We start from the raw sequence: 14,021 nt of genomic DNA on the forward strand, positions 1-14,021 counted from the left end.
CATTCGGCCAGCCCGAAGGCAGATATCGGAATTTGTGATGCGCTTCGATCTGGTCGATCTACAGCTCTTCATCGCCGTGGCCGAGACGCGCAGCATCACCAATGGCGCGAACCGCGTGCATCTGGCGCTGGCCTCGGCCAGCGCGCGCATCAAGGGCCTGGAAGCCGCGCTTGGCGTTTCACTGCTGCAGCGCGGCCGCCGCGGTGTCGAATTGACGCCGGCCGGCGAAAGCCTGCTCGATCATGCCCGCATCGTCATGCACAATGTAGACGCGCTGCGCGGCGATCTCGCCGCGTTCTCGCGCGGCGTCAAGGCCACTGTCCGCTTCCTCGCCAACACCTCCGGCCTGTCCGAATATCTGCCGAAGGCGCTGGCCGCGTTTCTGAGCCAGCATCCGCATATCTCGATCGACGTCGAGGAGCGCGAAAGCGCCGACATCGCGCGGGCCATCGCCAGCGGCGCCGCCGATCTCGGGCTCGCCGCCGAACATGCGCTGCCCGACGGCATCGAGCGGATCCCCTACAGCGAAGACCGCCTGGTGCTGGTCACTGCGCGCCAGGACGAACTGTCGAACCGGCGGCAGGTCGATTTTCGCGAGGTGGTGGAGCGGGATTTCGTCGGCCTGATCACCTCGAGCGCGCTGCATGCGCATGTCACCGGCCACGCCGCGCGGCTCGGCGCGCGCTTGCGGTTCCGCGCCCGGCTCAACAATTTCGATGCGATCGGGCAGATGGTCTCTGCCGGCATCGGCGTCGCCGTGATGCCGGAAGTGGCGGCCAAGCGCTGCGCGCGCTCGATGAAGATCAATGTCGTCAGGATCAGGGATCCCTGGGCCAACCGCAGGCTTGCGATCTGCGCCCGCAGTTTCAAGTCGCTGCCGAAGCCGGCGCAGCAACTGGTAGAACATCTGCGCAAGATGGCGCCGAAGTAATTTGGAGAAAGAAAATGCTCAAGGTCTGGGGACGCCGAAGTTCGTTCAACGTCCAGAAAGTCATGTGGCTGATCGGCGAACTCGATCTTGCCCATGAGCACATCGACGCCGGCGGCTCGGCCGGCGGGCTCGATGCGCCGGCTTTTCTCGCGATGAACCCGCACGGCCGCATTCCCGTGATTAAGGACGGTGACGCTGTGGTGTGGGAATCGCATGCGATTCTCCGATATCTGGCCACGCGCCACGGCGCTGGGCGATTCTGGTCAGACGATCCCGTCGTCCGTGCCGCCGTCGACGGCTGGATGGACTGGTCACAAACCGCGCTGCAGCCGGATTTCCTCACCGGGGTGTTCTGGGGATTTTACCGGACGCCGGAAGCAAAGCGGAACTGGCCGGCGATCAACGCGGCGCTGGCGCGATGCGCCAGGGATTTCGAAAAACTCGACCGGTTGCTGGAGGGACGCAGCTTCCTGCTCGGCGAGACCTTGTCGCTCGCGGACATCACGGCCGGGACGTCGCTCTATCGTTACTTCGAACTGGAAATCGACCGCCCGCCATTGCCGCAGGTCGAGCGCTGGTACCGCACGCTGCAAGCGCGCGAGGCGTACCGGACCCACATCATGATTCCGTTCGGCGAATTGTTCGGGCGGCTGGATTATTGATGGGCTGTACTCATAAATTTAACGCTCGGCCCGCGAGCCAATCCGAGGGCGTGATGCAGGCGCAGCTATGCTGCCACAAGAATTGTCCGGGCAATTTATGTGGTAGGGTGTGCACCCGCTCATCATGTTCGGAGGAAGCTCGTTGTGAGCGTTGTGGCAGCCCACCTGTACCGTCATGGCAAGAATGTCAAAGCCGTTTCGCTGGATGAGCCCATCGATTGCAAGGGCAAGTCCGAGTTTGTCTGGATCGGGCTATTCGAGCCTTCGAAACGAGAGCTTGAGCAACTCGAGAAGAACTACGGGCTTCATCCGCTCGCGATCGAGGATGCGTTCAAGGCAAACCAACTGCCGAAAGTTGACGTCTACGGCGACCAGCTGTTTGTCATGACGCGCACGGCTCATCTTGAGCAGGATCACATCGCCCATGGCGAAACAGCGATTTTTGTCGGAAAGAATTTTATCATTACAGTTCGGCATGGCTCGGCTCGGGCGCACAGCGAACTGCGCGCCCAACTCGAAGCGGCTCCCAGCTTGCTGGACCATGGTCCGGATTATGTCTTGCACGCCATCCTCGACTTTATCGTTGATGGATACCTGCCGGTGATCGAGACGATCGAGGAACACGTTCTCAAGATGGAGCAGAGCGCGCTCGACAGCTTCCTCAGTCGCGCAGACGTCAAACGGCTCTTTGGGCTGCGCCAGGAACTGATCCGCTTTCAGCGAATTATCGGCCCCATGATGGAGGTCTGCGGCCGGCTCGTACACCTTGAGACACCGTGCCTCGATGCCAACGCCCGTCCCTATTTCCAGGACGTCCTGGACCACGTGCGGCGGGTCGAAGCGATGGTGAACTCGTTGCGAGACGTGCTGACTTCGGTTTTCGAAGTGAGCAATCTATTGGAGCAGCAGCGTCAGAGCGCGATTACGCGGCAGTTGGCCGCGTGGGCCGCGATCTTGGCCGTGCCCACCGCGATCGCCGGGATCTACGGCATGAATTTCGAAAACATGCCCGAGTTGAAGACGCAATACGGCTACTTTGTCGTCGTCGGCGTTATCGCCCTGCTTTGCGCGGTGCTTTATGTGCGTTTCAAACGCGCTCGATGGCTCTGATACGAGTTCGTGGCCCGCCCGAGTCGGTGGCAATTGATCTGCGGCGCCCAACCTGGCGTAGCGAACCTGGCAACCGTCATCACTTCCTGCGCCAGATATCCAGCAGTGCTTCGGCCTTCGTTCGCAGCGGCAATCGTTCGTTGGTCAGCGCATCGAGGAAACCCGCAATGCGTTGCGACTTTGCCAGCGTATAGAGCGTGAGCGCGGCGAAAGCGGCTGCCGTTACGGCTACGTAAATTGCCTTTGCCGCGAGATGATGGTCGGTTGCGGCGATCAGGCTGCTCATGCCGAGGAAGCCTGTCGTGGTGGTGCCGATCAGGCCGATCATGGTCACGACGGTCAGCCTGAGGAAGATGTTCGACTGGCGACGCAGCAGATCGCTGTCGAGATAGGCGCCCATGTCCTTCAACTCTTCCCGAATCTCGATGTACAGGCGATCGGTGCCGAGATGTTTGACGAGGGCATGGAACACCTCGCGCGTCTGCACGTGCTCCGATACATCGTGAAACCAGTAGCGGTGGGTGAAGCGATGGAATATTTCGAGCAGGCCCCTGATCTCGGCGCGGAATCGTCGCACGGTTTCCTGCTGCTCGATATTGAGGCGCGTGACAGCGTGCACCAGGCGGTCGGACATCATCAGCAACGCGCCCTTGTGCATGTGCGCGATCAGCGCCAGCAGAAAGAACTGATGACGGAACTGGCCAAGAACGCCGCGCTCCGCATCCAGGAATACGGGCCTCGCGGCGTCGCCGACGATGAGGAACGCGTGATCGCAACACATCACGCGCGTGCGCAGCCGGGCGTCGGATTGCGATTCGTCATAGTACCTGTCGTAGCAATGGTTTTCTTCGAAGCTCGCCAGATATTTCTCGGAGTAGGGCAGCGCGTGCCGGTCGCCGGGCGCGTTCGCGTACGCAAGCCGGGCGAAGTCCGCCCGCGTCAGCTGCTCCGGATGTTCGACGGCGAGATAAGCCATCAAAGGCATGCGATAATATTCGAGGTGGCGGAACCGCAGCGCTCCCGCCTGATCGGAGTGATGGGCCGCCATCGGGTTGAGCAGATATTGCCAGTGCGCCGCGAGCGGCGGCGCCCGCTCGCGACACACCGATGCCAGATACTGCTTTCGGTCCTCGTAGTCCGACACCGCGAGCACGCGCCCGTCTGCCGCCAGCCATTCCACCTTGCGGGGGCAGTTGATGCCGTCTCCCTCTGCGGTCCAGCCCGCAGGATAGGCGCGGCCGAACCGGTGCAGGGTGTCCTGCACCACGTCGAGCGGCAGGTCGGAGCCGGACACTTCGACGGCCAGAATGACAAGGTCGACGTCATAGAAGAAGTAAAGATCGACATGCCGGACATCGAAGACAACAGGTGTGACCCGGTCGGGGAAAAGGATCCGCACCGCTGCCACGTCGGTCCGGCGATAAGCCTTTATCGGGGATTCACCGTAGGCGGCCATGGAGCGGCGTTTTGCGCCTTCGCCGTAGAGAAGACGCTGCACATAGGGCAGGAATGTCACGAATTCGCGATAGTGCCGTTCCTGGAAGGCGTCGGGATCGGCGCAGAATTCATCATCCACTTCCTTCCAGACCCCGCCGGCCCCCTTCTCGAGGAGCTCCCAGTGATGATGGATTTGCGAGCCTTCCTTCAGCGGCAGCAGTTGGAGCGGCCAGAGCAGGATCTGGTGGAACGTGCGCACCAGCGGTGTGGATTCGATCGGGTCCGATGCCAGGCGCGCTTTGGAGTCCAGCCCGCCGATCGTTTGCGACACCATGGCACGTCCTCGACATTCGGGTTGGAGGCCTCAATGCAGAACCATACCGCAAAAGCACCGGCATTGTCCGCGTTGCTGTCGCACGCTGCAAGCGCGACGCCAATTCCGCATTGCAGCGGGGATGACGCAATGGCCAATAGACGACATTCTCGAAAGGAGTAGGCTGGCGAGCGTCTCATGCCTTTCTCAGGAGGTCAGACCATGACACGGCACCTTTTCTTTGCGATCACCCTCATAGGCACCGGAATGCTCCTCAATGCACAGGCAGAAGCACTGACAGCCTCGCGATGTGAGGATCGAGCCGCAAATTGCGTTGGCAGATGTGCCAACCCCACCGGTGGGGGCGGTGACTGGCGAGGGCATCAGAACAAATGCATGCTCTACTGCGACCGGCAGGTGAGCAGCTGTCTGATCCGCGCGCGATACTAGCCGCTACGCCCCGTGTTGGCGGAGGCACCACGAGGATTTCGTTGCGGCGTCATTTTGGCCCTCCCGCGCGGAAGCGAAAGGGGCCGCAAGGCGTGAGCACAGCGCCGTTCTTGAAGAGAATTGCGCCTGGAGAGAATTACTTCGCCGTCTCGAGGCCCGCGTCCTTGATTACCTTCGACCACTTCTTGATTTCTGAGTCGATGAAGCCGCGGAAATGCTCCGGCGTGTCGCCGGCAACCGTGAGGCCCTGATCGGCCAGTTTTGCCTTGACGCTGGGATCGGCCATCGCCTCGTTGGCGATGCGGTTCAACTCGGCGACGATCTTCTCGGGCGTGCCTCCTGGCGCGATCATGCCGTACCAGTTTTCGATCAACAGATCGGGCATGCCGACTTCCGCCGTCGTCGGCACATCGGGCGCGGTCGGCGCGCGCGTGGGGGAGCCCAGTGCAATTGGCTTCAGGGAGCCCGCCTTGATATGCGGCAGGATCACCGGCAGGTCGAGGAACGTCATCTGCACCTGCTGGCCGAGCAGGTCGTTGATGGCCGGCGCCGCGCCGCGATAGGGCACATGCACGATGTCGAGTTTTGCGGTCAGCTTGAACAGCTCGCCGGCCAGATGCGGCAGGCCGCCGACGCCGGCGGAGGCAAAATTGAGCTTGCCGGGCTGCGCCTTGGCGAGGGCAATGAGTTCGGCCATGTTGTTGGCGGGAACGTTGCTGGCCACGACCAGCATTTCCGGCACGGTCACCACAAGCGTGACCGGTGCGAGGTCCTTCCGCACGTCGTAGGGCATTTTTTCCAGCGACGGGTTGATGACGAGCGAGCTCGCGCTGGTGATGCCGATGGTGTAGCCGTCGGGTGCGGCTTTCGCGACCGCGTCGGTGCCCAGCACCCCGGCCTGTCCGCTGCGATTTTCAATCACGATCGGCTGCTTGACCAGTTCCGACATGCGCTGGCCGACCACGCGGGCGATGATGTCGTTCGGCCCGCCAGGTGGGAACGGCACGATCAGTTTGATTGGTTTGGTTGGAAAATCCTGTGCCGTGCCCGCGGCCGGCAATAGCAGTAGCGACAATCCGGCCGCCAGCGCGCCCCAAATCCTCATGCAAGCCTCCCTGCGCAGATGTCTAAAGCGTCTGTCGCGTTGCGTGCTTATAGCAGATTTTTTGTCCGGCGGGTTAAGACATCGCTGCGGTCAAGGCACGAGTTCGTCGGTGGCCGCGAGGCGGACGGGCTTTTGGGAAATGAGATTGCACCAGACCCAATGATGATGCCGCATGACGCTGGCTGCATCGAGGTGGGGGCGGTCGCTCAAGGTGTGGGCATCGGTCACTACGACGACGTTGTGCTGGTTCGAGACGGCGGATCGGACGGTGGCATCGACGCACAGATCGGTGGCCCAGCCGGTCACCAGTACGCGGTCGGGCGCGATCCTGCCGAGGCGGGCCTGCAGCTCGGCGCCGGCGAAGGGGTCGTTCATGCTCTTCTGAACGACGACATCGGCGGGATCCCTGACAAGTTCGGGAAGCAGCGCCCAGCCCGGCGATTGCGGTTCGAAATCGTCGCCGCTGTCGCCGCAGTGCTGAATGAAGATGACCATGCCGGACTGCGCGCGCACGCTGGCGGCAAGGCGGTTGATGCGGTCGATGACCCCTGGCAGATCGTGCTTGGGATCGCCGCTCCGCAGCCCGACCTGCATGTCCACGATCAGCAGTGCGTCCATGCGATGCCTTCCGTGGCCGGGAGCATGATCGCCGGGCAAACGGTTTGTCCCGAGGAAAGAACCTGCCCCGCACTTGATGCGGGGTGGAACCGGTTTTCCCGGGGTCAACACCAGGCGTTTGCCCGAAGATCGTCTTTTAAAGAATGCGCTAGCTGTTGAGTAGTTTCATCGCCGCTTCATGCACGCGGGCGTCGCCGGCGGCGATGATGCGGCCGCCGCTTTGGGCGGGCTTGCCGTCCCAGGTGGTAACGATGCCGCCGGCGCCGGTGATGATCGGGATCAGGGCCGCGATGTCATAGGGCTTCAGCTCGGTCTCGACCACGAGGTCGAGATGACCGGCCGCCAGCATGCAGTAGGAATAGCAATCGCCGCCATAGCGCGTCAGCTTCACCGCCTCTTCGACCCGGCCGAAGGCGGCCCGGTCGGCGGCGTTCATCAATAGCGGGCTTGTCGTGTAGGAAGTCGCGTCCGCCAGCGAGGCGCAGCGCCGCACGGACAGCTTCCGTTCGCCGGAGGGGCCGGAATAATGCGCCGAGCCGCTGTCGCCGGAAAAACGCTCGCCGATATATGGCTGGTGCATCATCCCGAACACCGGCGTGCCGCGGTGCATCAGGGCGATCAGCGTGCCCCAGATCGGAAAACCCGCGATGAAGGATTTGGTGCCGTCGATGGGATCGAGCACCCAGACATATTCGGCGTTTTCCTGCTCGTTGCCGAATTCCTCGCCGACGATGCCGTGCTGGGGAAAGTTGCCCTTGATCAGCCGGCGCATGACAGCCTCGGCGGCGCGGTCGGCCTCGGTGACGGGATCGAAATCCTTGGCGCTCTTGTTGTCGATCGAAAGCGAGGTCCGAAAGAACGGCAGAATGGTTTCGCCGGAGGCGGTTGCAAGGCGGCCGATAAAGGCTGTGAAATCGATGACCGTCACGGCAGTTCCTTGAAAGGGCGGAGGGGTGTTCAAGCGTTCGCGTTCTTGCCTAGCTCAATCCTGCGATGGGCGCACGATTAACGGAATGTTATTCCCATCTCATCCGACTCAGGGCCCCCTTTGGGGTTTCGAATCGGCTTCGTTTAGGCATGCATTTTTGGTGACACGGCTATTCACAACATCGAGATTTGTGAATTGTGGCCGCTCCGTAACACCGGGTTCCCACGGAAGTTTCTCCGTAAGACATTGAATATAAGAAGAAAAATAGTATTTAACTGACCTGTTGCATAACGGCCAGCCTCGCCGGGATTACGCTGGGAAAGTTTCGAAAGGACTTGCGTTTTGTGCAGCGCGGCCGCATATTGTTGCGGTGCGGTAGGGCCTCGCCCTATCGCTGCCCTCCTTGGGCGTTTCCTCCCTAGACTTGGGCCGCTTGTTCATTCAAGCGGCCCTTTTTTCTTGCCGTCATTCCCCGATGCGCAGTTGCGCATCTGAGGGCGTGCGAAGCGTGAACCCGGAAGCTCGAGATTCCGGGTTCGCTTCGCGCCCCGGAATGACGGAGAGATGGATTACTCCGCCGCGGCCTGGAACGGCCCGAGGTCGCCGAGCGGCACGGTGGCCAGCGCGTCGGCCAGAACAGAGAAATCGGCCGCCACCTGCGCAAAGCGCGGTGAGCGCTCGCGGCGGCGTTCATCCATATAGATCGCGCGGTTGAGTTCGAGCTGCACGGTGTGCAATCCGCTTGCCGGGTTGCCGTAATGCTCGGTGATGAATCCGCCGGCATAAGGCTTGTTGCGGCCGATCGAATAGCCGAGCCCGCTCATGACGTCCTCGACGACGTCGGGCAGCAGTGCGGCGCAGCTGGTGCCGTAGCGGTCGCCGATCACGATATCGGGCCGCCGCGGCTCGTCGCGCGACACGCCGATCGACGGCATCGAGTGGCAATCCACCAGGGTCACGGTGCCGAACGCCTGATGCGCCTTGTTGATCAGCCGCCGCAATGCGCGGTGGTAGGGCTTGTAGAGCGCCTCGATCCGGCCCAGCGCCTCATCGACATTGAGCCGCTCGCGGTAAATCTCCTGCCCGTCGCCGACCACGCGCGGGATGGTGCCGAGGCCGCCGGCGACCCGCATCGAGCGGGTATTGGCAAAGCTCGGCAGCCGGCCGGTGAACATGCGCGGATCGAGCTCATAGGGCTCGCGGTTCACGTCGACATAGGAGCGCGGAAAATTGACCCGCACCGTCGGAAAACCGCGATCGCTCAAATCGACGATCAGTTCGTCCATGAACGAATCCTCGGAGCGGCGCAATGCTGCCAGATCGATCCGGGAGGCGTTGAGGAATTCCAGCGGATAGACCGAGCCGGAATGCGGGGAATTGAAGATGATCGGCGCCCGCCAGCTGGCCGGCTCCACGATCTCGAACGGAGGCGACAGTTCGCCATCAAACTGGGTCATCGTCGGGCGCCGTCCCTTGGATCCGTGCTTCCCAAGCAGTCGATCAAGACAATCGATAGAGCAACCGATTCTGCCGGAAAACCAGAGATTTTATGAGAACGCATTGTCGGTAATCACAATCATTCTGCCAAGTGAAAAAAGCCGCAATGGTGCTGGAACACATCTCAAATGCGGAAAACGCCTGCCTTGATTGATCTCTGGCGCGTTCCGGTACAGAAATAGCGCCGCTCTCCGTGAGCTGCACACTGCTGCCTTTCACCCGATCTTTACCGTCTGTCGGGCTTAGTGTGCGGACTGACCCTCCAAGCCGGATTCGACGACAGCGCCATGCACAAAATCCTCCTCGCCGAAGACGACAACGACATGCGCCGCTTCCTGGTCAAGGCGCTGGAAAACGCCGGATTTCAGGTCTCGCCCCATGATAACGGCCTGTCCGCCTATCAGCGGCTGCGCGAGGAGCCGTTCGAGATGCTGCTGACCGATATCGTGATGCCCGAAATGGACGGCATCGAACTGGCGCGCCGCGCCTCGGAACTCGACCCTGATATCAAGATCATGTTCATCACCGGCTTCGCGGCCGTTGCGCTGAATTCCGATTCGGAAGCCCCGAAAAACGCCAAGGTGCTGTCCAAACCGGTCCATCTTCGCGAATTGGTCAGCGAAGTGAACAAGATGCTGGCGGCCTGATTCGGACTATTTAGCTCGAAATCACACCGGAAATTACCCAGAAGCGTCCTTGCGGGGGCGCTTTGGAGCCGATATACGGACCGCACCCAATACGATCAAAGCTGGAGCGGGATGGTCATCCCAATCTAGGGCGCGTAGCTCAGCGGGAGAGCACTACCTTGACATGGTAGGGGTCACAGGTTCGATCCCTGTCGCGCCCACCATTCAGTCGTCCTAAACCGGCGAAACCGTCCTCGCTCGGAAAGAGTCGGTTTCTGCCGGAATTTTTGACGGCATTGTTTGGTTTTTTCGGTCTCCGGAGAAACTGGCGGTCTCATGGGCCTATTGTAGAGTCCAGTCTCCGCGTTCAAAAATTCCGTTCCCGGCGGCGGGATTTCCACGGGCCAATGCGCTCGTTGTCCGCGGAATACTGGAGTCTTTTGGACGCGAAAGCGCCGGCCCGTAGCTCTTTCTGGATGCTGTACCAAAGTGGCGTGTGCTTATGGAGGCCGTACTTCTTTCCGCCGCGCCGTCAGGTCAAGCCGCCTTGTTCGCGGCCGCATTGGCCACAACGGTGACGCGGGATTTGAACTCGTCAGCAGTCATGACATGGGCTGTCGAGAAAGCCAGCACGGTCAAAGTGCTACGGTGGACTTCCTCTGCGGACAGCGATCCCTGCCCTACATCTGGATAATCGAACGTTCCGGTCACGTCCGATAGGAAGACGACCTGATAATTGTTGAACATCGCGTCGCGCGCAGTAGCGTGACAGCAATTTTCGGTAGTCGTACCCGAAATGATAACGGTCTTGATTCCCCATTCCCGGAGGACGAGGTCGAGATCCGTGGCGAAGAAGGCGCTGTAGCGGTGCTTCTTGATGACGTGTTCGCCCGGCGCAGGCGCCAGGTCGCCAAAAATCTCAACGCCCTTCGTTCCGTCGACCAGGCAAGACCGATCCGCGATGGGCGGATACAGGTCGTCGTACATCCCCATATCGCTGCCGTCACGCCGGTGAACGTGTGCGGTATAGACGACACGGATTCCCTTCTCACGGCAGAACTTCAGCGTTGCGGCAAGTCTAGGCACCATTGCCGCTGCCTGCGCGGACCTAAGCGCAGCCCCCTCAGCAACGAAGTCGTTCTGCATGTCGACGACGATCATCGCAGTCTTGCTAGGATCAATTTGGTCGACTCGATAAGGCATTTGTGATCTCCCAATCAGATGATGAAAGCTACAAAGCGCTTTAAAGCTTGCCGAAGGCCGGTCTTGTTTTTACGAAGTGTACGATGCTTCTGCGATTGGTCAACACTAAGCTTTTATGGTGGATGCGAAGCGACCCCGGTGCCTGATTATCCTGGATTCAGTCCGAGGACCTGAAATTGCCGGCGCCACTCGGCGGGGGCATCGCGAAGGCGCTCGACCCCGACGCCGCGCGGCAAACGGCCTTCGACCGCTGCCTTGACGAGATTCGGCGCGAGGAACGCGAGCGAGATCGTCATATTGACCTGACGCACGCTGCATTTTTGACGTGCTGCGATCTGCTGAACGTCGGTCACCGAGCCCGACACGATCTCGTCAAGCCAACGACGGCCTCGTGCGATAGCGTTGACAAGCCGTGCGCGTCGCTCGATCCGGGTCGGACGAACTTCATTTGGAGCTACACCGTGTGGAACAAGGATCTGCCGGGACTTTCTGGACGGCGGTTTCTGCCAAGGAATTGAAAGCGACCGTCCGTCTGCCAAGTCGGGTGTTTCCTCTCCATCGCCTGGCCTCAATCGAACCGTCAGATGATTCTCATGTACGTTGATGCGCGCGACATGTTCCAGGATGACATAGCGATCTCCAACCTTCGTGGGGCTTGTGGACGGCTTCTCTTTTTGAGCGATGAGATGCTCGTTGAGAGATTTGACGATGATGGCTTCAATGCCGGTGGCCGAAATGCGTGAGACCGATCCCACCGATGCGGTCTTCGACTCGCCATGGAGGAGAGGCAATGACGCGTAGTAACGATAACGGATGCCGGCCTTGGTCGCGTGGGTTGGGACCATACGGTGACCAGCGTCGTCGAACAGCACGCCGGTCAATAGATGATCGCTTGCGTTCCGGATCTTAGATCGAGTGCTCCATTGATCCGTGAGCTTCTGCTGAACCGCATCGAATAGTGCGTGGTCCATGATTGCTGGCTGCTCGCCCGGCAGGATCTCATCCTTGTATTTGACCTCGCCGACATAAAAGCGATTGCGCAGTAGATAAAACAGGGAGCCGCGGCCGAAGAGGACGCCGCCACGAGTTGCGCCTGTTGCCAGGAGGCGGGTTTTCGTGCGGATATTCCGCTCCCGAAGGTCCCGCACCAAGGCATTGACACCGCCGAGTTCCAGGTAACGCCGGAAGATCAGTCGGACCCGTTCAGCCTCGTCCTCGACGACTGCGATCTTACCATCTTTCATCTGGTAGCCGAGGGGGAGGGGACCACCTACCCAAAGCCCCTTTCGTTTGGAGGCGGCGATCTTGTCGCGGATGCGTTCGGACGTGACTTCTCGCTCGAACTGGGCAAAGGACAGAAGCACGTTGAGCGTCAATCGACCCATCGAAGTTGTGGTGTTGAATTGCTGAGTAACCGAGACGAATGACACCCCGTGCACGTCAAACAGTTCGACCAGCTTCGCGAAGTCCGCCAGTGACCTCGTTAAGCGATCCACCTTGTAGACGACGATCACGTCGACCTTCCGAGATCGAATATCGTCCAGCAGCCGTTGCAGGTCGGGGCGATCGGTCGAGCCACCGGAATATCCGCCGTCGTCGTAGCGTGACCGGATTAGAGTCCAGCCCGCATGGGCTTGGCTTTCTATATAGGCTGACGCCGCCTCGTATTGAGCGTCCAGCGAATTAAACTCCTGATCCAGTCCCTGTTCCGTGGACACGCGGGTGTAAATGGCACAACGGACAGGCTTGACCGAAGGAGACTTCATGATCGAGCCCCTACGGCCGTCCGATCTTCTTTATCCCTTAAGCCAAAAAAACGCGGACCATTCCATCTTGTCCCGGTGATCGCGAAGGCCACCTTGGAAAGACTGTCATAGGTCTGACCATTCCAGGCAAAACCGTCAGCCATCACCATTACCCGCTGCGACCGACGATCCCATTCCCGGGTCAATACGGTACCCGGTGTAAGTTCGGTCCGCTTTTGATCGAAACTGACAAGGCGCGCAGACATAACGGCTCCGCTCTCCTTCGGCTCGGTCCGATCCAGCACTTGTTTGGTTGCGGAATCTAGATCGCCGAGGCGAGCGACCTGAATGCGATAAGCGATGATCGTAAAAAGCAAATGCCGCGGCAGATGTGTGGCCGCCGGTCTCTGAAATTCGCTTAGCCACCGTAAACGGAGCACTTTGAGATCGAGACCGCGCAGATGCGCGATCTCGTCTTCAATGGAAACCTTGGTCGAGGTACGACCGTTGTGACGATTCACTCCCATTGAGTCACGCCGCCTGCTTCGCGCGCTCGGCAGCCACGGACGAAGCCTTTCCATCCTTGATGCGGTAGACCCGGCCTTTGTCGGTCTGTTCGGCAACCAGATTGAGGAGCAGCTTTTTGCGAACAATACCCGCGAGAAAGCCGCGCACCGAATGCGGCTGCCAATCGGTCGTAGCCACTATGGCAGCAATCGTCGCACCAGCGGGTGCCCGCAGCATCGCGATGATGCGCGCGTGCTTGGTGTCAGGCCGGCCTGCAGCCTTGGGAGGCGCGGCGGGGGCTCGGGCGCGCATCTTGGACTTGGCGGTTTTACGCGCAGCCGACCGGGTAACAGCTTTGGGCTTGGATTTGGCTTTCGTCATGGGATCCTCCGAGGTTTGCGCGACGCCATGGGCCGCACCACCTCAGCCCCACCTAAGCTAACCGCCGGCAGGGCAAGACCCCGAAGCGCGCCTGAGCCGCTCCAAGTCGCCACAGCAACGCTCCGATCGCGGCCGAAAGCCAGTCAATTCTGAGCAAGATAGTTGCTCGGCGGGGCACGAATTCACTTCCCTATCAAAAGTTCGAATCCCCCTTCCTCCGCCAGCAAGTCATTGATATTACGAGAGAAAACTTCGTATCAAGTTTTCTCGCGCGACTTCCGCGGGTTAGCGGCCACGAGAGCCCAAGTTGCCCACCTGAGAGAGCGAATTTCTTGCGCTTTGCACATTCAGGCTCGGTCGTTTCTCAGAATACCACTTTGCCAGTGGCTTTCTCGGCCAATGATGCTGACACACGCGACAACCATCTTGAAATATTTGCGGACAGCCGGAACGCGCGATTGGTTAGGTGCATTAGTTTCGTGGTGACGGCATCGAACCCCCGGCAGTC

The 14,021-nt window shown here is 60.4% G+C and carries 13 protein-coding genes and 1 tRNA gene; 5 read left to right on the forward strand and 9 right to left on the reverse strand.

The features are described from left to right. Window positions 1-37: 37 nt before the first annotated feature. The 3 genes from JQ611_RS37865 (at window position 38) to corA (ending at window position 2,703) form a co-directional block, all read left to right on the forward strand. Window positions 38-931, forward strand: a complete 894-nt coding sequence (locus tag JQ611_RS37865; protein ID WP_212468333.1) for a LysR substrate-binding domain-containing protein — start codon at window positions 38-40, stop codon at window positions 929-931. A 14-nt stretch (window positions 932-945) separates the two neighbouring features. Then, window positions 946-1,593, forward strand: coding sequence for a glutathione S-transferase family protein (locus JQ611_RS37870; RefSeq protein WP_212468334.1), 648 nt, complete (start codon window positions 946-948; stop codon window positions 1,591-1,593). Between the two features lie 144 nt (window positions 1,594-1,737). Continuing rightward, complete coding sequence (gene corA / locus JQ611_RS37875; protein ID WP_212269978.1) at window positions 1,738-2,703, forward strand: magnesium/cobalt transporter CorA; 966 nt, start codon at window positions 1,738-1,740, stop codon at window positions 2,701-2,703. Window positions 2,704-2,782: 79 nt separating this feature from the next. On the opposite strand, the gene JQ611_RS37880 is transcribed toward corA, so the two are convergent. The 5 genes from JQ611_RS37880 to JQ611_RS37900 form a co-directional block, all read right to left on the reverse strand. Continuing rightward, complete coding sequence (locus JQ611_RS37880; RefSeq protein WP_212468335.1) at window positions 2,783-4,474, reverse strand: hypothetical protein; 1,692 nt, start codon at window positions 4,472-4,474, stop codon at window positions 2,783-2,785. A 565-nt stretch (window positions 4,475-5,039) separates the two neighbouring features. Further along, window positions 5,040-6,008 carry a tripartite tricarboxylate transporter substrate binding protein gene (locus JQ611_RS37885; protein WP_212468336.1) on the reverse strand — a complete coding sequence of 323 codons (969 nt, stop codon included), beginning with the start codon at window positions 6,006-6,008 and terminating at the stop codon, window positions 5,040-5,042. A 90-nt stretch (window positions 6,009-6,098) separates the two neighbouring features. Next, window positions 6,099-6,626 (reverse strand): isochorismatase family protein, encoded by a 528-nt coding sequence (locus JQ611_RS37890; RefSeq protein WP_212468337.1) that lies wholly within the window; start codon window positions 6,624-6,626, stop codon window positions 6,099-6,101. Window positions 6,627-6,774: 148 nt separating this feature from the next. Continuing rightward, window positions 6,775-7,554, reverse strand: coding sequence for a histidinol-phosphatase (hisN, locus tag JQ611_RS37895; RefSeq protein WP_212269974.1), 780 nt, complete (start codon window positions 7,552-7,554; stop codon window positions 6,775-6,777). A 569-nt stretch (window positions 7,555-8,123) separates the two neighbouring features. After that, window positions 8,124-9,011 carry an N-formylglutamate amidohydrolase gene (locus JQ611_RS37900; protein ID WP_212468338.1) on the reverse strand — a complete coding sequence of 296 codons (888 nt, stop codon included), beginning with the start codon at window positions 9,009-9,011 and terminating at the stop codon, window positions 8,124-8,126. Window positions 9,012-9,338: 327 nt separating this feature from the next. Here JQ611_RS37900 and cpdR point away from each other — a divergent pair, with 327 nt between their 5' ends. Continuing rightward, entirely contained in the window at window positions 9,339-9,698 is a 360-nt protein-coding gene (gene cpdR / locus JQ611_RS37905; protein WP_079542506.1) for a cell cycle two-component system response regulator CpdR, read from the forward strand. Window positions 9,699-9,826: 128 nt separating this feature from the next. Further along, a tRNA-Val gene (locus JQ611_RS37910) sits at window positions 9,827-9,901 on the forward strand. A gap of 313 nt (window positions 9,902-10,214) precedes the next feature. On the opposite strand, the gene JQ611_RS37915 is transcribed toward JQ611_RS37910, so the two are convergent. From JQ611_RS37915 to JQ611_RS37930, 4 genes are all read right to left on the reverse strand, one after another. Beyond that, window positions 10,215-10,880, reverse strand: a complete 666-nt coding sequence (locus tag JQ611_RS37915; protein ID WP_212038891.1) for an isochorismatase family protein — start codon at window positions 10,878-10,880, stop codon at window positions 10,215-10,217. Between the two features lie 146 nt (window positions 10,881-11,026). Next, entirely contained in the window at window positions 11,027-12,646 is a 1,620-nt protein-coding gene (locus JQ611_RS37920) for a recombinase family protein (RefSeq protein ID WP_212468339.1), read from the reverse strand. Next, window positions 12,643-13,152 (reverse strand): DUF2924 domain-containing protein, encoded by a 510-nt coding sequence (locus JQ611_RS37925; protein WP_212468340.1) that lies wholly within the window; start codon window positions 13,150-13,152, stop codon window positions 12,643-12,645. The genes JQ611_RS37920 and JQ611_RS37925 overlap by 4 nt, the downstream gene beginning before the upstream one ends. 4 nt (window positions 13,153-13,156) lie before the next feature. Further along, window positions 13,157-13,513 (reverse strand): DUF3489 domain-containing protein, encoded by a 357-nt coding sequence (locus tag JQ611_RS37930; protein WP_212038888.1) that lies wholly within the window; start codon window positions 13,511-13,513, stop codon window positions 13,157-13,159. Between the last annotated feature and the right edge of the window lie 508 nt (window positions 13,514-14,021).

This window comes from Bradyrhizobium sp. AUGA SZCCT0182, from assembly GCF_018130185.1.
Taxonomy (GTDB): domain Bacteria; phylum Pseudomonadota; class Alphaproteobacteria; order Rhizobiales; family Xanthobacteraceae; genus Bradyrhizobium.